The sequence below is a fragment of the Actinacidiphila glaucinigra genome, assembly GCF_900188405.1.
GTDB lineage: Bacteria > Actinomycetota > Actinomycetes > Streptomycetales > Streptomycetaceae > Actinacidiphila > Actinacidiphila glaucinigra.
The window spans coordinates 7,045-28,206 of the sequence record NZ_FZOF01000054.1; the positions used below are offsets into that span (position 1 = coordinate 7,045).

Annotated in this window: 1 protein-coding gene; it reads left to right on the forward strand. The window is 71.5% G+C overall.

Translation table 11 applies throughout. The annotated features are described in order from the left end of the window. Positions 1 to 2: 2 nt before the first annotated feature. On the forward strand, positions 3 to 21,162 hold a 21,160-nt coding region (locus tag CHF15_RS42595), incomplete at its 3' end, for a type I polyketide synthase (protein WP_107418626.1).

Here is a 21,162-nt window from a genome sequence, read left to right on the forward strand (position 1 = left end):
CGATGCTGAATGAGTCCGCGGATTTCCCGCCCGAGATCGACGCCGCTCCCGAATCCGCGTCCGACGCACCGTCCTGGCGCGAGCGGCTGACCCCCCTGACCGAAGCCGAGCAGCACGCCGCCCTGCTCGAATGGGTCACCTCACTGGTCTCCGCCGCCCTGCGCGACGCCGCCCCCGCCGTGCTCGACCCCGGACGTCCCTTCCTCGAACTCGGCTTCGACTCCCTTGCCGCCGTCGACCTGCACGCCCGCCTCACCGCGGGAACAGGCCTGCGGCTCCCCGCCACCCTCGCGTTCGACCACCCCACCCCCGCAGCCCTCACCCGGCACCTCCGCGCCGGGCTCCTCGGCCTGGACGACACCGCCGGTACGCCCGTCACCGCCGCCGTCAGCAGCGACGAACCCATCGCCATCGTCGGCATCGGCTGCCGCTTCCCCGGCGGCGTCCAATCCCCGGAAGCGCTCTGGGACCTCGTCGCCGCCGGCACCGACGCCATCACCGAATTTCCCACCGACCGCGGCTGGGACCTCGACTCGCTCTACGACCCCGACCCCGACCGGGCCGGAACGAGTTACACCCGCGAGGGCGGATTCCTCCACGACGCCGACCAATTCGACGCGGCATTCTTCGGGATATCCCCGCGTGAAGCGCTCGCCATGGACCCGCAGCAGCGACTGCTGCTCGAGACGTCCTGGGAGGCGTTCGACCGGGCCGGCGTCGACCCCGCCGGACTGCGCGGCGGCCAGGTCGGCGTGTTCGTCGGCGCGGAGACCCAGGAATACGGCCCCCGGCTCCAGGACGCCACGGACGGATTCGAGGGGTACCTCGTCACCGGCAACGCGGCCAGCGTCGCCTCCGGCCGTATCGCCTACACCTTCGGCTTCGAGGGTCCGACGGTCACCGTCGACACCGCCTGCTCCTCCTCCCTCGCCGCCCTTCACCTCGCCGTCCAGGCCCTGCGCACCGGGGAGTGCGCCCTCGCCCTGGCCGGCGGCGTCGCCGTCATGGCGAGCCCCGGATCCTTCATCGCCTTCAGCCGCCAGCGCGGCCTGGCCCCCGACGGCCGGTGCAAGCCGTTCGCGGCGGCGGCCGACGGCACGGGCTGGGGCGAGGGCGCCGGCATGCTGCTGGTGGAGCGCCTGTCCGACGCGCGGCGCAACGGGCACCCGGTGCTGGCGGTGGTGCGCGGTTCCGCCATCAACCAGGACGGCGCGAGCAACGGCCTGACCGCGCCGAGCGGCCCCTCGCAGCAGCGCGTGATCCGTCAGGCCCTCGCCAACGCGGGGCTGTCGAGCGCGGACGTGGACGCGGTGGAGGCGCACGGCACGGGTACGACACTGGGCGACCCCATCGAGGCCCAGGCACTGCTGGCCACGTACGGCAAGGACCGGCCCGAGGACAGCCCGCTGTGGCTCGGATCCCTGAAGTCGAACATCGGTCACACGCAGGCCGCGGCCGGTGTCGCCGGCATCATCAAGATGGTCATGGCGATGCGGCACGAGGTGCTGCCGCGGACCCTGCACGTGGACGAGCCCACCCCGCACGTCGACTGGGAGGCCGGAGCCGTCTCCCTGCTCACCGCGCCCGTCGAGTGGCCCCGGGGCGACCGGCCCCGCCGCGCCGGCGTGTCCTCGTTCGGCATGAGCGGCACCAACGCGCACGCCATCATCGAGGAACCCGCGGACGCGGACGCGGGAGCGGGAGCGGCCGTCGACCGGCGGACTCCGTCCGGTGAGCCCCACCCCGGTACCGGCGAAGGCACCGACGACGAGCGGGAGTCCGCCGACGCCGCAGGCGCGCCGCGCCGGCCGCTCCTGCCCTGGACCCTGTCCGCGAAGACCCCCGAATCCCTGCGCGCCCAGGCCCGGCGGCTCGCCGACCACGTCACCGCCGACCCGCACCTCACCCCCGCCGACATCGGCCACTCCCTCGCCACCACCCGCGGCGTCTTCGAACACCGCGCCGTACTGCTGGGTGCCGACCGCGAGACGTTCCTGCAGGCGCTGCACACCCTCGCCGACGGCGTCGAGACCCCCGCCACCGTCCACGGCGAGCCCGCCACCGGCCGGCTCGCCTTCCTGTTCACGGGGCAGGGCAGCCAGCGCCTGGGTATGGGCCGTCAGCTGTACGACACCTACCCGGAGTTCGCCGACACCCTCGACGACGCCTGCTGGTACCTCGACGACCAACTCGAACGGCCCCTGCTCGACGTGCTCTTCGCGGAAGAGGGCACGCCCGAGGCCGCGCTGCTCGACGAGACCGCCTACACCCAGCCCGCGCTCTTCGCGGTCGAGGTGGCCCTGTTCCGGCTGCTGGAGAGCTGGGGACTGCGGCCGGACGTGGTCCTCGGCCATTCGGTCGGTGAGATCGCGGCGGCGCATGTCGCGGGCGTGTTCTCGCTGGAGGACGCGTGCACCCTCGTGGCGGCGCGCGGTCGGTTGATGCAGGAGCTGCCCCGTGGCGGCGTGATGATCGCGGTCCAGGCGGCGGAGGACGAGGTCCTGCCCCTGCTGAACGAGCGCGTCGGCATCGCCGCGGTCAACGGTCCCGAGTCGGTGGTCGTCGCGGGCGACGAGGACGCCGCGAAGGACGTCGCCGCCCACTTCGCGGCGCAGGGCCGCAAGACCAGGCAGCTCGTCGTCAGCCACGCGTTCCACTCGCCCCGCATGGACGGCATGCTGGAGGAGTTCCGCCGCGTGGCGCAGGTGCTCGAGTACGGCACCCCGACACTCCCTCTCGTCTCCCTCCTCACCGGACGCGCCGCCACCCCCGGCGAACTGGCCGACCCCGAGCACTGGGTGCGGCACGTCCGCGACGCCGTGCGTTTCCTGGACGGCGTCCGCACCCTCGAGGACCGCGGCGTCACCACGTATGTCGAACTCGGCCCCGACGCCGTGCTCACCGCGATGGCGCAGGACTGCGTCGACCCCCAGGGCACCGCCTTCGCCGCGGCCCTGCGCTCCGGCCGTGCCGAGGACGTCACCCTGCTCACCGCCGTCGCCCGCGCTCACGTACGCGGCGCGGCGGTCGACTGGCGCCGCCTCTTCCGCGGCAGCGGAGCACGGCGCGTGGACCTGCCGACGTACGCCTTCCAGCGCTCGCGCTACTGGATGGACGCGGGCACCGGTACCGCCGCCGACATCGCGCAGGGCACGAGCGCCGCCGACAGTGCCTTCTGGGACGCGATCGAGCAGGAGGACGTGGCCGGACTCGCGGCGACGCTGGGCCTCGACCTCGATCTGGACGGCGACCGGCCGCTCAGCGAGCTGATTCCCGCCCTGGCGGCGTGGCGCCGGCAGGAACGTGAGCGGTCGGAGGTGGACGGCTGGCGGTATCGGGTGGTGTGGAAGCCGCTGGCCGAGGCCCCCGGTGGGCGGTTGTCTGGGTCGTGGTTGGTGGTGGTGCCGGGCGGGGGCGTGGATGACTCGCCGGTGGTGGGTGTGCTGTCGGGGTCCGGTGTGGAGGTGCGGCGGGTCGAGGTCGGTTCGGGCTTGGACCGGGGCGTGCTGGCGGGGCTGGTCGCGGGTGAGTATGCGGGTGTCGTGTCGATGCTCGGGCTTGCTGACACGGTGTTGTTGGTGCAGGCGTTGGGTGATGCCGGCAGCGATGCCCGGTTGTGGTGTGTGACGCGGGGTGCGGTGTCGGTCGGTCGTGCGGATCGGTTGGTGTCGCCGGTGCAGGCGCAGGTGTGGGGGCTGGGCCGGGTCGCTGCGCTGGAGCACCCTGACCGCTGGGGTGGTCTGGTCGATCTGCCCGAGGTACTGGATGAGCGTGCGCTGTCGCGTCTGGTGGGTGTGCTGGCTGGTTCCGGTGAGGATCAGGTGGCGGTGCGTTCGTCGGGTGTGTTCGGGCGTCGTCTGGTGCGGGCTTCGTTGCCGGAGGGTGCGGGGTCGTGGTCGCCGTCGGGCACGGTGCTGGTGACGGGTGGCACGGGTGCGCTGGGTGGCCGTGTGGCGCGGTGGCTGGCGGAGGCCGGCGCTGAGTGTCTGGTGCTGACCAGCCGCCGCGGGATGGATGCGCCGGGTGCCGCGGAGCTGGTGGCGGAGCTGGGCGTGGAGGTCTCGGTCGTCTCGTGTGACGTCTCCGATCGTGACGCGTTGCGGGCGGTGCTCGTCGAGCACGCCGATTCCCTGACCGCTGTCGTCCACACCGCAGGCGTGCTCGACGACGGCGTGCTGGACGGCCTGACCCCCGACCGCATCCAGGGTGTTCTGCGGGCGAAGGCCACGTCGGCGCTCAACCTGCACGAGCTGACGGTCGAGCTTGGTGTAGAGCTGGATGCGTTCGTGCTGTTCTCGTCGATGAGCGGCACGATCGGCGCCGCCGGGCAGGGCAACTACGCCGCGGCCAATGCCTTCCTGGACGCGCTCGCCGAGCAGCGCCGCGCCGACGGTCTCGCGGCGACGTCCATCGCGTGGGGCCCGTGGGCCGAAGGCGGCATGGCCGCCGACGACACGATGGACGCCCGTATGCGCCACGAGGGCGTGCCGCCCATGGCGCCCGAGTCGGCCATGGCGGCCCTGCCGGCGATCGTGGGTGCGGGCGAGGCGTCGCTGACGGTCGCTCACATCGAATGGGACCGCTTCGCGCGCTTCATGACGTCCGTCCGACCGCTGCCATTGATCGGCGACTTCGTCACGCACGCCGGGACCGTCACGGCTGCCGAGGTGGCGGGCACCGCGGCCCGGCGGCTCGCGGGGCTGACGGAGCCCGAGCAGGAGCGCGAGCTGCTCACCCTGGTGCGTACACATGTCGCGGCCGTCCTCGGTCACGGTGGAGCCGAAGCCGTGAGTGCCGACCGCGCCTTCAAGGAGCTGGGCTTCGACTCCCTGACGGCCGTCGAACTGCGCAACCGCCTCGGCGCGGCCACCGACCTGCGACTGCCCACCACCCTCGTGTACGACTACCCGACCTCGACCGCGCTCGCGGGATTCCTGCGCCGCGAGCTGCAGGGCACGCAGCACGCGGTGACGGGCCCGGTCGCCACGACGGCGGCCGTAGACGACGACCCGATCGCCATCGTGGCGATGAGCTGCCGGTTCCCGGGCGACGTCCGAACCCCGGAGGAGCTGTGGAAGCTCCTCGTCGACGGGTCCGACGCGATCGGTGACTTCCCGGCCGACCGAGGCTGGGACGTGACCGGTCCCTACGGCGCCGAACCCGGACGCCCCGGGACCACCGACACGCTGGAAGGCGGATTCCTCTACGACGTCGCCGAGTTCGACGCGGACTTCTTCGGCATCTCGCCGCGCGAGGCGCTGGCGATGGACCCGCAGCAGCGTCTGCTGCTGGAGACGTCCTGGGAGGCGTTCGAACGGGCCGGCATCGCTCCGTCGTCCCTGCGCGGCAGCCAGGCGGGCGTCTTCGTCGGCACCAACGGCCAGGACTATCTCTCCCTCGTCACGGGGGAGTCGGACGGCCTGGAAGGACACGTCGGCACCGGCAACGCGGCAAGCGTCGTCTCGGGGCGGCTCTCCTACGTCTTCGGACTCGAAGGCCCCGCGATCACCGTCGACACGGCATGCTCGTCCTCCCTGGTGGCACTGCACCTCGCCGTCCAGGCGCTGCGGCAGGGCGAGTGCTCCCTCGCGCTGGCCGGTGGCGTGACGGTGATGTCGACCCCTGAGGCGTTCGTCGACTTCAGTCGTCAGCGGGGCCTGGCGGAGGACGGCCGGGTCAAGGCGTTCGCGGCGGCCGCCGACGGTACGGGGTGGGGCGAGGGCGTGGGCATGCTGCTCGTGGAGCGGCTGTCGGACGCCCGGCGGAACGGGCACCCGGTCCTCGCCCTGGTGCGGGGCTCGGCGATCAACCAGGACGGCGCGAGCAACGGCCTGACGGCGCCGAACGGGCCGTCCCAGCAGCGAGTGATCCGGCAGGCCCTGGCCGGTGCGGGCCTTTCTCCCGCCGATGTGGACGCGGTGGAGGCGCACGGCACCGGTACGCGGCTGGGCGACCCGATCGAGGCGCAGGCGCTGCTGGCCACCTACGGCCAGGGGCGTTCGCCCGAGCAGCCGCTCCTTCTGGGGTCGATCAAGTCGAACATCGGTCACACGCAGGCCGCGGCCGGCGTGGCGGGCGTCATCAAGATGGTCATGGCGATGCGGCACGGTGTGCTGCCGCGGACCCTGCACGTGGACGAGCCGACTCCGCACGTCGACTGGTCGGCGGGCGACGTCTCGCTGCTGACGGAGCAGCGCGAGTGGCCCGACACCGGACGGCCCCGCCGCGCCGGCATCTCGTCGTTCGGCCTCAGCGGCACCAACGCCCACACCATCGTCGAACAGGCCCCCGATCTCGCGGAGCACGTCGAGGAGCCCGCGGCCGGCACGGCACCTTCGGTGCTGCCTGTCCTGCTCTCCGCACGGAACCCCACCGCGTTGCGGGCCCAGGCCGCACGCCTGGCGACCCACTTGACGGTGCACCCCGCGGCTTCCCTCCGCGACGCCGCCTTCACGCTGGCGACCGGACGTACCGCGCTGGAGACGCGTGCGGTCCTGGTCAGCTGCGTCGAGAACCACGATTCGCTGCCGGCGGGGCTTCACGGGCTTGCCGCCGGCGAAGCGCCCCCCGGATCGGTCCAGGGCGTCGTGACGGCCGGCTCACTCGCGTTCCTGTTCACGGGACAGGGCAGCCAGCGCCTCGGGATGGGCCGGGAACTCTACGACGCCTACCCGGTGTTCGCCGACGCGCTCGATGTGGTCTGCGCCCACCTGGACGCACACCTTGATGTGCCCCTGCGGGACGTGCTGTTCGGGGAGGACGCGGGCCTCCTCGACCAGACCGCCTTCACGCAGCCGGCGTTGTTCGCGGTGGAGGTGGCGCTGTTCCGGCTGCTGGAGAGCTGGGGTGTGCGTCCGGACTTCGTGTCGGGTCACTCGGTGGGTGAGATCGCGGCCGCGCATGTTGCCGGGGTGCTGTCGCTGGAGGACGCGTGCGCTCTGGTTGCGGCGCGTGGTCGGTTGATGCAGGCGCTTCCGGGCGATGGCGTGATGATCGCGCTGCAGGCGTCGGAGGACGAGGTCCTGCCGCTGCTTGACGGCCGGGTGAGCGTCGCGGCGGTGAACGGTCCGGAGTCGGTCGTCATCGCGGGCGACGAGGACGCCGCGGTCGCGATCGCGGAGTCCTTCGAGGGGAGGAAGTCGAAGCGGCTGGCGGTCAGTCACGCGTTCCACTCCCCGCACATGGACGGGATGCTCGACGCCTTCCGCGAGGTAGTGGAGCAGCTCTCGTTCGGGGCTCCGCGCATCCCGGTCGTCTCGAACCTGACCGGTGCCGTGGCCGGCGACGAGATGGCCTCGGCGGACTTCTGGGTTCGGCACGTCCGTGAGGCAGTGCGCTTCCTCGACGGCGTCCGCGCCCTGGAGGCGGCAGGGGTCACCACGTATCTGGAGCTCGGCCCGGACGGCGTGCTGTCGGCGATGGCACAGGAGTGCGTGACCGGCGAGGGCGTGGCCTTTGTTCCCGTACTGCGAAGGGGCCGTCCGGAGGCGGAGAGCGCGGTCACGGCGCTGGCGCAGGCACACGTGCGGGGTGTGGAGGTGGATTGGGCCGGGTTCTTCGCCGACCCGGGTGCTCGGCGAGTGGACCTGCCGACCTATGCCTTCCAGCGGACGCGGTACTGGCCGGAGGCGCAGCGGGCCGCCGTCGCTCCTGTCGCGAAGAGCGTCGACACCATCGACGCGCGCTTCTGGGACGTGATCGAGCAGGAGGACCTGACGACCCTCGGGGCCATGCTCGGCGTCGACGACACGGCGGCCTGGGGAAACATGGTCCCGGCTCTGTCGGCCTGGCGTCGGCGTGGTCAGGATCAGGCCCTGGCCGAGAGGTGGTGTTACCGGGCGAGCTGGAAGCCGGTGACGGTTGCCGCTGGTCGGTTGTCGGGGTCGTGGTTGGTGGTGGTGCCGGGCGGGGGCGTGGATGACTCGCCGGTGGTGGGTGCGCTGTCGGGGTCTGGTGCGGAGGTGCGCCGGGTCGAGGTGGCGCCGGGCTTGGACCGTGGCGCGTTGGCGGGGCTGGTTGCGGGTGAGTATGCGGGTGTCGTGTCGATGCTCGGGCTTGCTGACACGGTGCTGTTGGTGCAGGCGTTGGGTGATGCCGGCAGCGATGCCCGGTTGTGGTGTGTGACGCGGGGTGCGGTGTCGGTCGGTCGGTCGGACCGGTTGGTGTCGCCGGTGCAGGCGCAGGTGTGGGGTCTGGGCCGGGTCGCTGCGCTGGAGCACCCTGACCGTTGGGGCGGTCTGGTCGATCTGCCCGGGACGCTGGATGAGCGTGCTCTGTCGCGTCTGGTGGGTGTGTTGGCCGGGTCGGTCGAGGACCAGGTGGCGGTGCGTTCGTCGGGTGTGTTCGGGCGTCGTCTGGTGCGGGCTGCGCTGCCGGAGGGTGCGGAGTCGTGGACCCCGTCGGGAACGGTGCTGGTCACGGGTGGCACGGGTGCGCTGGGTGGCCGTGTGGCGCGCTGGCTGGCGGATGCGGGTGCTGAGCGTCTGGTGCTGACGAGCCGCCGCGGGATGGATGCCCCGGGTGCCGCGGAGCTGGTGGCGGAGCTGGGTGTCGAGGTCTCGGTCGTCGCGTGTGACGCGTCGGATCGTGAGGCGCTGCGGGCGGTGCTTGCCGAGCATGCCGATTCCCTGACCGCTGTCGTTCACACGGCGGGCGTCCTGGATGACGGCGTGCTCGACGCCATGACCTCGGAACGTTTGGAGACCGTCCTTCGGGCGAAGGCGACGTCGGCGCTGAATCTGCACGAGCTGACGGTCGAGCTTGGTGTAGAGCTGGATGCGTTCGTGCTGTTCTCGTCGATGAGCGGCACGGTTGGCGCCGCCGGGCAGGGCAATTACGCGGCCGCGAACGCCTTCCTGGATGCTCTCGCCGAGCAGCGGCGTGCGGATGGTCTTGCGGCGACGTCGATCGCGTGGGGCCCGTGGGCCGAGGCCGGCATGGCTGAGGGGCTTGCGTCCCGTATGCGCCGGGACGGCGTACCGCCGATGAGGGCGGATCTGGCGGTCAGCGTCTTGCGGCGGGCGGTCGATTCCGGTGCGGCCGCCCTCACCGTGGCCGACCTGGATTGGGACCGCTTCCTCGCGGGATTCACCGCCGCTCGCGCCAGCGAACTGTTCAGCGAGCTGCAGGAAGTACGAGACGCGGTCAAGCCGCGGGGCGCCTCGACGGGGGTGGCCGCCGACGCGCCGGATTCCGTTTCGTTCGTCGGCCGGTTGTCCGCTGTCGCCGCGGGTGAGCAGGAGCGGATGCTGCTGGACCTGGTCCGAGGCCACGTGGCGGCTGTCCTGGGTCATGCCGGGGTGGACGCGGTAGGGGCGGGGCGGGCCTTCAAGGAGTTGGGCTTCGACTCGCTGACGGCAGTCGAGTTGCGGAATCGGCTGGGTGCGGCGACGGAGCTGCGGTTGCCGGCGACGTTGGTCTACGACTACCCGACGTCGGCGGCGCTGGCCGAGTACCTGCGGGGCGAGCTGCTGGGGACGGTCCGCGTCGCGGATGCGGATCTGCCTGCGGCGGTCACCACGGGCGACGACCCGATCGCGATCGTGGCGATGGGCTGCCGTTTTCCGGGTGGTGTGCGGTCTCCGGAGGACCTGTGGCAGCTGCTGGCGACGGGGACGGACGCGGTGGGGGACTTCCCTGCCGACCGTGGCTGGGACCTCGACCGGCTCTACAGCCCTGACCCGGAACGTGCCGGAACCTCGTACACCCGGGAAGGCGGCTTCGTAGACGGGGCGGCCGACTTCGACGCGGAGTTCTTCGGGATCTCGCCGCGTGAGGCGCTGGCGATGGATCCGCAGCAGCGGCTTCTGCTGGAGACGTCGTGGGAGGCCTTCGAACGGGCCGGGATCGACCCCTCCTACCTGCGCGGCAGCCAGACAGGTGTGTTCGTCGGAACGAACGGACAGGACTACCTCTCCCTCGTAGCCCGCGAGTCGGACGGACTGGAAGGACACATCGGTACCGGTAACGCGGGCAGTGTGATGTCGGGTCGTGTCTCGTACGCGCTGGGGCTCGAGGGTCCGGCGGTGACAGTCGACACGGCCTGCTCGTCGTCGTTGGTGGCGCTGCACTGGGCGGTGCAAGCGCTGCGCAACGGCGAGTGCTCGCTGGCTCTGGCCGGTGGTGTGACGGTGATGTCGACCCCGGAGACCTTCGTCGACTTCAGTCGCCAGCGCGGTCTTGCCGCGGACGGTCGGATCAAGGCGTTCGCCGCGGCCGCCGACGGTACGGGCTGGGGCGAGGGTGTGGGCATGCTGCTCGTGGAGCGGCTGTCGGACGCCCGGCGCAACGGTCACCCGGTACTGGCGGTGGTGCGGGGTTCGGCGGTGAACCAGGACGGTGCGAGCAACGGTCTGACGGCGCCGAACGGACCGTCGCAGCAGCGTGTGATCCGGCAGGCCCTAGCGAGTGCGGGCCTGGCGGCCTCGGACGTGGACGCGGTCGAGGCACACGGCACCGGTACGACGCTGGGCGACCCCATCGAGGCGCAGGCGCTGCTCGCCACTTATGGCCAGGAGCGTGCCGAGGACCGGCCGCTCTTCCTGGGTTCCGTGAAGTCGAACATCGGGCACACGCAGGCCGCAGCCGGTGTCGCCAGCATCATCAAGATGGTCATGGCGATGCGGCACGGTGTACTGCCGCAGACGCTGCACGTGGACGAGCCCACCCCGCACGTCGACTGGTCGGCGGGTGAGATCGCCCTGCTGACCGAGCAGCGGGAGTGGCCCGACGCGGACCGCCCCCGACGCGCCGGCATCTCGTCCTTCGGCATCAGCGGCACCAACGCCCACACCATCATCGAGCAGGCACCGGACGACACCGCCGAGGCCGCTGAGTCGCCGTCGCAGACATCCGGCGTCCTCCCGTACGTCCTGTCGGCCAGGACCCCCGAGGCCCTGCGCGCCCAGGCCGCCGCCCTCAGCGCTCACCTTGCGTCGGCAGGGGCGGCGGACGGCAACGCCTCGCGGCCCGTCGACATCTCCTACTCCCTCGCAACCGGCCGCGCGCACCTGGAACACCGCGCGGTCGTCACGGCCGACAGCACACGTGGAGTCGCGGAACTTCTCGCACAACTGGCCGCCGGCGAGAATCCGCCCGCCGTCACGACGGGTGTGGCGGACGACGGCGGCACGGCGTTCCTGTTCACGGGGCAGGGCAGCCAGCGCCTTGGGATGGGACGGGAACTCTACGACACCTACCCGGCTTACGCGGATGCCCTGGACATGGTGTGCGCGCACATGGACGCGCACCTCGACGTGCCGCTGGCCGATGTGCTGTTCGGCGGCGATGCCGATCTTCTCAATGAGACCGCGTTCACGCAGCCGGCGTTGTTCGCGGTGGAGGTGGCGCTGTTCCGGCTGCTGGAGAGCTGGGGTGTGCGTCCGGACTTCGTGTCGGGTCACTCGGTCGGCGAGATCGCCGCCGCGCATGTGGCAGGTGTCTTCTCGCTGGAGGATGCGTGCGCTCTGGTGGCCGCGCGTGGGCGGCTGATGCAGGCCCTGCCCACGGGTGGCGTGATGATCGCGCTGCAGGCGTCGGAGGACGAGGTCCTGCCGCTGCTTGACGGTCGGGTGAGCGTCGCGGCGGTGAACGGTCCGGAGTCGGTCGTCATCGCGGGCGACGAGGATGCGGCGCTGGAGATCGTCGCGCGGTTCGAAGGCCGTAAGTCGAAGCGGCTCAAGGTCAGTCACGCGTTCCACTCCCCGCACATGGACGGAATGCTGGAGGCGTTCCGTGAGGTGGTGGCGGGGCTGTCGTTCGGGGCTCCGCGTATCCCCGTCGTCTCCAACCTGACCGGCGCTTTCGTCACCGACGAGATGGCGTCGGCTGACTTCTGGGTGCGGCACGTCCGCGAGACGGTGCGCTTCCTGGACGGGATCCGTGCGCTGGAGGCGGCCGGGGTCAGCACCTACCTGGAGCTGGGTCCGGACGGTGTGCTGTCGGCGTTGGCGCAGGAGTGCGTCGCCGAGGACGCGTTGTTCGTCCCCGTGCTTCGTGCCGTCCGTCCCGAGGGTGAAAGCCTGGGTGCTGCTCTTGCACAGGCCCATGTCAGAGGCCTCACGATCGACTGGTACGCGTACTTCGCCCGCACGGGTGCTCGGCGAGTGGACCTTCCGACCTATGCCTTCCAGCGGCAGCGGTTCTGGGTGGAGCCCTCCGCCTCGGTCGTACGTGAATCCGCAGCCGATGTCGCTGATTCCTGGTTCTGGGATGCGGTGGAGCGCGAGGACCACGCATCGCTGGCCACGACGCTCGACGCGGAGGACTCCGGCGCCTGGGGCAGCGTCCTGCCCGGTCTGGCGGCGTGGCGTCGGCAGGAGCGTGAGCGGTCGGAGGTGGACGGCTGGCGGTATCGGGTGGTGTGGAAGCCGCTTCCCATCCCTGCCGCTGGTCGGCTGTCGGGAACCTGGTTGGTGGTGGTGCCGGGCGGGGGCGTGGATGACTCGCCGGTGGTGGGCGCGCTGGTGGGGTCTGGTGCGGAGGTGCGCCGGGTCGAGGTGGCGCCGGGTATGGACCGTGGCGCGCTGGTGGGGCTGGTTGCGAGTGAGTACGCGGGTGTCGTGTCGATGCTCGGGCTTGCTGACACGGTGCTGTTGGTGCAGGCGTTGGGTGATGCCGGGGTGGGCGCCCGTGTCTGGTGTCTGACGCGGGGTGCGGTGTCGGTTGGTCGTTCGGACCGGCTGGTGTCGCCGGTGCAGGCGCAGGTGTGGGGTCTGGGTCGCGTTGCCGCGCTGGAGCACCCTGACCGCTGGGGTGGTCTGGTCGATCTCCCCGAGACGCTGGACGAGCGCGCGCTGTCGCGTCTGGTGGGTGTGTTGGCCGGGTCGGCCGAGGACCAGGTGGCGGTCCGGTCCTCGGGTGTGTTCGGGCGTCGTCTGGTGCGGGCCTCGATGCCCGGAGGCACAGGGGCGTGGGCCCCGTCGGGCACCGTACTGATCACCGGTGGCACGGGCGCACTCGGTCGTCACGTCGCCCGGTGGCTTGCCGGTGCGGGTGCTGAGCGGCTGGTGCTGACGAGCCGCCGCGGGATGGACGCGCCCGGTGCTGCGGAGCTGGTGGCGGAGCTGGGTGCCGAGGTGTCGGTCGTGGCGTGTGATGCCTCCGACCGTGAGGCGCTACGGGCTGTGCTCGCCCAGCACGCTGATTCCCTGACCGCCGTCGTCCACACGGCCGGCGTCTTGGACGACGGCGTGCTGGATGCCCTGACTCCGGAGCGCATTGACGGTGTTCTTCGGGCCAAGGCCACGTCGGCACTGCATCTGCACGAGCTGACGGTCGAGCTGGGCGTCGAGCTGGATGCCTTCGTGCTGTTCTCGTCGATGAGCGGCACGGTCGGGACACCCGGTCAGGGGAACTACGCGGCCGCGAACGCCCTTCTGGATGCTCTCGCCGAGCAGCGGCGTGCGGATGGTCTTGCGGCGACGTCCATCGCGTGGGGGCCGTGGGCCGAGGGCGGCATGGCCGCGGACGAGGGGCTTGCGTCCCGTATGCGCCGGGACGGTGTCCCCCCGATGCGGGTCGATCTGGCGATCAACGCCCTGCAGCAGGCGATCGGTTCGGGTGAGGCCGTGGTCACCGTGGCCGATGTGGAGTGGGAGCGGTTCATCGCGGGGTTCGCCGCGGTGCGCGCCAGTTCGCTCTTCGCTGACCTGCGAGAGGCGCGTGCGCTGCAGGCGGAAGGCGCAGAGGCTGCCGCCGACGCGCCGGATTCCGTTTCGTTCGTCGGCCGGTTGTCCGCTGTCGCCGCGGGTGAGCAGGAGCGGATGCTGCTGGACCTGGTCCGAGGCCACGTGGCGGCTGTCCTGGGTTATGCCGGGGTGGACGCGGTGGGGGCGGGGCGGGCGTTCAAGGAGCTGGGCTTTGACTCGCTGACGGCGGTGGAGCTGCGGAATCGGCTGGGTGCGGCGACGGAGCTGCGGTTGCCGGCGACGTTGGTCTACGACTATCCGACGTCGGCGGCGCTCGCTGAGTATCTGCGGGGTGAGCTGCTGGGGACGGTTCGTGTTGCGGATGCCGACCTGCCTGCGGCGGTCACTACGGACGATGATCCGATCGCGATCGTGGCGATGGGCTGCCGTTTTCCGGGTGGTGTGCGGAGTCCGGAGGATCTGTGGCAGTTGCTGGCGGCGGGGACGGACGCGGTGGGGGAGTTCCCGGTCGATCGTGGCTGGGATCTGGACCGGCTCTACAGTCCTGACCCGGATCGTCAGGGCACGTTCTATGCCCGTGGGGGCGGCTTCCTGTACGACGTGGCCGAGTTCGACGCCGACCTGTTCGGGATCTCGCCGCGTGAGGCGCTGGCGATGGATCCGCAGCAGCGGCTGCTGCTGGAGACGTCGTGGGAGGCCTTCGAACGGGCCGGGATCGACCCGTCCTCCCTGCGTGGGAGCCAGACGGGTGTGTTCGTGGGCACCAACGGCCAGGACTACCTGTCCCTGGCCGCGGGGGAGACCGGTGACTTCGAAGGCCACTTGGGGACCGGTAACGCGGGCAGTGTGATGTCGGGTCGTGTCTCGTACGCGCTGGGGCTCGAAGGTCCGGCGGTGACGGTCGACACGGCGTGTTCGTCGTCGTTGGTGGCGCTGCACTGGGCGGTGCAGGCGCTGCGCCAGGGCGAGTGTTCCATGGCTCTGGCCGGTGGTGTGACGGTGATGTCGACCCCGGAGACTTTCGTCGACTTCAGCCGTCAGCGGGGCCTTGCCGCGGACGGCCGGATCAAGGCGTTCGCCGCGGCCGCCGACGGTACGGGCTGGGGCGAGGGCGTGGGCATGCTGCTGGTGGAGCGGCTGTCCGATGCCCGGCGGAACGGTCACCCGGTGCTGGCTCTCGTGCGCGGTTCGGCGGTGAACCAGGACGGCGCGAGCAACGGTCTGACGGCGCCGAACGGCCCGTCCCAGCAGCGTGTGATCCGGCAGGCTCTGGCGAGTGGCGGTCTGTCGACCACGGATGTGGACGCGGTCGAGGCACACGGCACGGGCACTCGCCTCGGGGACCCGATCGAGGCGCAGGCGCTGCTGGCCACCTACGGCCAGGGACGTTCGCCCGAGCAGCCGCTCTTCCTGGGGTCGATCAAGTCGAACATCGGGCACACGCAGGCCGCGGCCGGTGTCGCCGGCATCATCAAGATGGTCATGGCGATGCGGCACGGCGTGCTGCCGCAGACGCTGCACGTGGACGAGCCCACCCCGCACGTCGACTGGTCGGCGGGTGAAGTCTCGCTGCTGACGGAGCAGCGCGAGTGGCCCGACACCGGACGGCCTCGCCGCGCCGGCGTCTCGTCCTTCGGCATCAGCGGCACCAACGCCCACACGATCATCGAGCAGGCCGCTGAGGCCCCGCGGGCCGACGAAGTCGGCGCAGGTCGCCCGGCGAGCGGCGTGGCGACGTCGGTCTGGGTGCTGTCGGGCAAGTCCGAGAGCGCCCTGCGTGACCAGGCCGGACGCCTGCACGCCCACCTCGGCACCCGTTCCCACCTGAATCCGGTGCACGTCGGACGCGCGTTGGCGACCGGCCGGGCGGCCCTCGACCACCGCGCCGTCGTCGTCGCCGACGACCGTGACGAATTCCTGCAGCGGCTCGCCTCCGTGGCCGACGGGGAATCCGTCCGCGCGGTCGTCGGCTCGCCGGTCGGCGGCCAGGTCGCGTTCCTGTTCACGGGGCAGGGCAGCCAGCGGCTCGGGATGGGCCGCGAACTCTACGACGCCTACCCGGTGTTCGCGGACGCCTTTGACGCGGCTTGCGCCCACCTGGACGCACACCTTGATGTGCCGCTGAGGGATGTGGTGTTCGGGGAGAACGCGGACCTCCTGGACCGTACGGAGTTCGCGCAGCCGGCGTTGTTCGCGGTGGAAGTCGCCTTGTTCAGGCTTGCCGACGGCTGGGGCCTCAGGCCGGACTTCGTGTCCGGTCACTCGGTCGGCGAGATCGCGGCCGCGCATGTGGCAGGTGTCTTCTCGCTGGAGGATGCATGCGCTCTGGTGGCGGCGCGTGGGCGGTTGATGCAGGCGCTTCCGGGCGGTGGCGTGATGATCGCGCTGCAGGCCTCGGAGGACGAGGTCCTGCCGCTGCTGAACGAGCGCGCGAGTATCGCTGCCGTCAACGGTCCGGCGTCGGTCGTCATCGCGGGCGACGAGGACGCTGCCACGGCGATCGTGGAAGCCTTCGGGGACCGGAAGTCGAGGCGCCTGACGGTCAGTCACGCGTTCCACTCCCCGCACATGGACGGGATGCTCGACGCCTTCCGTGAGGTGGTGGCGGGGCTGTCGTTCGGGGCTCCGCGCATCCCGGTGGTCTCCAACCTGACCGGCGCTGTGGTCACCGACGAGATGGCCTCGCCCGAGTTCTGGGTGCGGCACGTTCGTGAGGCAGTGCGCTTCGCGGACGGTGTCCGGGCGTTGGAGGCCGCAGGCGTCTCGACGTTCATCGAACTCGGCCCGGACGGTGTGCTGTCGGCGATGGCGCAGGAATCTGCCACCGGCGAGGGCGCCGCCTTCGTTCCGGTGCTGCGCAGGGGCCGTTCGGAGGTGGAGGCCGCCGTCACCGCGCTGGCGCAGGCACACGTGAGAGGCGTGGAGGTCGACTGGCGGCAGTTCTTCGCCGGGTCTGGCGGACATCACATCGACTTGCCGACTTATGCGTTCCAGCGACAGAGGTACTGGCTGGAGCCCTCTGCGGGGCCTCAATCGGATGGCGCTGCGGACGCCTCGGATGCCCGCTTCTGGGACGTGGTGGAGCGGGAGGATCTGGCGTCGCTGCTGGCGGAGTTGGATGTCTCCGGTGACGCGTCGCTGGGTGAGGTGCTTCCGGCCTTGTCGGCTTGGCGTCGGCAGGGTCGGGAGCGGTCGGAGGTGGATGGCTGGCGGTATCGGGTGGTGTGGAAGCCGCTTCCCGTCCCTGTCGCTGGTCGGCTGTCGGGGCCCTGGTTGGTGGTGGTTCCGGCCGGGGGCGTGGATGACTCGCCGGTGGTGGGTGCGCTGGTGGGGTCTGGTGCGGAGGTGCGGCGGGTCGAGGTCGCCCCGGATGCGGACCGTGGGGCGCTGGCGGGGCTGGTTGCCGGTGAGTACGCGGGCGTCGTGTCGATGCTCGGCCTCACCGGGACCGTTTCCTTGGTGCAGGCGTTGGGTGATGCCGGGGTGGGTGCCCGCGTCTGGTGTGTGACGCGGGGTGCGGTGTCGGTCGGTCGTTCGGACCGGTTGGTGTCGCCGGTGCAGGCGCAGGTGTGGGGTTTGGGCCGGGTCGCTGCGCTGGAGCACCCCGACCGCTGGGGCGGTCTGGTCGATCTGCCTGAGACGCTGGACGAGCGTGCTCTGTCGCGTCTGGTGGGTGTGCTGGCTGGTTCCGGTGAGGACCAGGTGGCGGTCCGGTCCTCGGGTGTGTTCGGGCGTCGTCTGGTGCGGGCGGCGCTGCCGGAGGGTGCGGGGTCGTGGGTTCCGTCGGGCACGGTTCTGGTGACGGGTGGTACCGGGGCGCTGGGTGGTCGTGTGGCGCGGTGGCTGGCGGAGGCCGGCGCTGAGCGTCTGGTGCTGACGAGCCGCCGCGGCATGGATGCCCCGGGTGCCGCGGAGCTGGCGGCGGAGCTGGGTGTCGAGGTCTCGGTCGTCTCGTGTGATGCGTCGGATCGTGACGCGTTGCGGGCGGTGCTCGTCGAGCACGCCGATTCCCTGACCGCCGTCGTCCACACTGCCGGCATCCTGGACGACGGCGTGCTCGACGCCATGACCCCCGACCGTTTGGAGACCGTCCTTCGGGCGAAGGCGACGTCGGCGCTGCATCTGCACGAGTTGACGGTCGAGCTGGGCGTCGAGCTGGATGCGTTCGTGCTGTTCTCGTCGATGAGCGGCACGGTCGGTACACCCGGCCAGGGCAACTACGCCGCCGCGAATGCCTTCCTCGACGCGCTCGCCGAGCAGCGTCGCGCCGACGGTCTCGCGGCGACGTCGATCGCGTGGGGCCCGTGGGCCGAGGGCGGCATGGCCGCGGACGAGGCGATGGCCGCCCGCATGCACCGCGGCGGGGTCCCGCCCATGAAGGCCGGGTCCGCCATCACGGCGATGCACCGCGCCGTCGGTGCCTCCGACGCCACCCTTGTGATCGCTGACTTGGACTGGGACCGTTTCGCCCCCGACTTCACCGCAGCGCGCCCCAGCAATCTCTTCGCCGAGCTGGCGGGCGCAAAGCCAGTCGTCGCGGACTCCGCCGCCACCGGTACGTCAACCGGTGCGGCGTCGACATCCCTGGCGGAACGACTGGCCGGACTCCCCCCGGCCGAGCAGGACCGCGAGCTGCTCGGACTGGTGCGTGCCCAGGTCGCCGCCGTACTCGGTCATGCCGGGGTGGATGCGGTGGGGGCGGGGCGGGCGTTCAGGGAGCTGGGCTTTGACTCGCTGACGGCGGTGGAGCTGCGGAATCGGCTGGGTGTGGCGTCGGGGCTGCGGTTGCCGGCGACGTTGGTCTACGACTATCCGACGTCGGCGGCGCTCGCGGAGTACCTGCGGGGTGAGCTGCTGGGGACGGTACGGGTCGCGGATGCCGATCTGCCGGCGGTGGTTGCGTCGGATGGCGATCCGATCGCGATTGTGGCGATGAGTTGCCGGTTCCCGGGTGGTGTGCGGAGTCCGGAGGACCTGTGGCAGCTGCTGGCGACGGGGACGGACGCGGTGGGGGACTTCCCTGCCGACCGTGGCTGGGACCTCGACCGGCTCTACAGTCCTGACCCGGATCGTCAGGGCACGTTCTATGCCCGTGGGGGCGGCTTCCTCTACGACGTGGCCGAGTTCGACGCCGACTTCTTCGGGATCTCGCCGCGTGAGGCGCTGGCGATGGATCCGCAGCAGCGGCTTCTGCTCGAGACGTCGTGGGAGGCCTTCGAACGGGCCGGGATCGACCCCTCCTCCCTGCGCGGCAGCCAGGCGGGCGTCTTCGTGGGCACCAACGGCCAGGACTACGCGACGGCACTCCAGGCCATACCCGAGGGCATCGAAGGATTCCTGGGCACCGGCAACGCGGCCAGCGTCGTCTCCGGCCGGCTCTCCTACGCCTTCGGGCTCGAGGGCCCGGCGGTGACGGTCGACACGGCGTGCTCCGCGTCCCTGGTCGCGCTCCACCTCGCGGCGCAGGCGCTGCGCAGCGGCGAGTGCTCGCTGGCCCTGGCCGGTGGCGTGACCGTCATGTCCTCACCAGGCACGTTCATCGACTTCAGCCGTCAGCGCGGTCTTGCCGCGGACGGTCGGATCAAGGCGTTCGCGGCGGCCGCCGACGGTACGGGGTGGGGCGAGGGTGTGGGCATGCTGCTCGTGGAGCGGCTGTCGGACGCCCGGCGGAACGGGCACCCGGTCCTCGCCCTGGTGCGGGGTTCGGCGGTGAACCAGGACGGCGCGAGTAACGGTCTGACGGCGCCGAACGGCCCTTCGCAGCAGCGTGTGATCCGGCAGGCTCTGGCGAGTGCGGGCCTGTCGAGCGCTGACGTGGACGCGGTCGAGGCGCACGGCACCGGTACGCGACTGGGTGACCCGATCGAGGCGCAGGCGCTGCTGGCCACCTACGGGCAGGAGCGTGCCGAGGACCGGCCGTTGCTGCTGGGGTCGATCAAGTCGAACATCGGGCACACGCAGGCCGCGGCCGGTGTCGCCGGTGTCATCAAGATGGTGCTCGCCATGGAGCACGGCGTGCTTCCGCAGACCCTGCACGTCGACGAGCCCACCCCGCACGTCGACTGGTCGGCGGGTGACGTCTCGCTGCTGACGGAGCAGCGCGAGTGGCCCGACACCGGACGGCCTCGTCGCGCCGGCATCTCGTCCTTCGGCATCAGCGGCACCAACGCCCACACGATCGTCGAGCAGGCCCCGGACGACGTCACCGAGACCGCCGCGTCGACCCGACCCGGCGTCGTGCCGTGGGTCCTGTCGGCCAAGAACGAGACGGCGCTGCGCCTCCAGGCCGACAGGCTCAGGGGACATCTGGCCGCCGACCCTCTGCTGGAGCCGGTCGACGTGGCCTACACCCTGGCCACGTCGAGGGCCGCTCTCGAGCGGCGTGCGGTGGTCGTGGCGGGGGAGCGGGAGGAGTTCCTGGGGGCGCTGGCGGCCGTGGTCGCAGGCGAGGGCGAGCCCTCGCTCAGCTCGGGCTCGGCCGCCGCCGGCTCGCTCGCGTTCCTGTTCACGGGGCAGGGCAGCCAACGCCTCGGGATGGGCCGGGAGCTCTACGACGCCTATCCGGCGTTCGCCGACGCCTTGGACGCGGTCTGCGCCCGGGTGGATGTGCATCTCGAAGTGCCGTTGAGGGATGTCGTGTTCGGGGACGACATCGATCTGCTGAATGAGACCGCGTTCGCGCAGCCGGCGTTGTTCGCGGTGGAGGTGGCGCTGTTCCGGCTGCTGGAGTCCTGGGGCGTGAGGCCGGACTTCGTGTCCGGTCATTCGCTCGGTGAGATCGCCGCCGCTCATGTGGCAGGTGTGTTCTCGCTGGAGGACGCGTGCACGCTCGTGGCCGCTCGCGGGCGGCTGATGCAGGCGCTGCCGGCCGGTGGGGTGATGATCGCGCTGCAGGCCTCGGAGGGCGAGGTTCTGCCGCTGCTGAACGATCGGGTGAGCATCGCGGCGGTGAACGGTCCTGAGTCGGTGGTGATCGCCGGTGACGAGGACGCGGCACTCGCGATCGTGGGGTTCTTCGCCGGCCGGAAGTCGAAGCGGTTGACGGTCAGTCACGCGTTCCACTCCCCGGACATGGACGGGATGCTGGCGGACTTCCGGAAGGTGGCGGAGGGTCTGGCCTACGCTGCTCCTCGTATTCCTCTGGTGTCCAACTTGACCGGGGCTCTGGTCACCGACGAGGTGGCCTCGGCCGACTTCTGGGTCCGCCACGTCCGTGAGGCAGTGCGCTTCCTCGATGGCGTCCGCGCCCTGGAGGCCGTGGGCGTCACCACGTATCTGGAGCTCGGTCCCGACGGTGTGCTCTCCGCCATGGCCCAGGACTGTGTGACCGGGGACGGTGCGGCCTTCGTCCCGGTCCTGCGGGGCGGTCGTCCCGAGGCCGGGACCGCCGTCACCGCACTCGCCCAGGCCCACGTCCGTGGTGCGACCGTCGAGTGGGCACGGTTCTTCGCCGGGACCGGCGCCCGCCGCGTCGACCTGCCCACCTACGCCTTCCAAGGGCGGCGCTACTGGC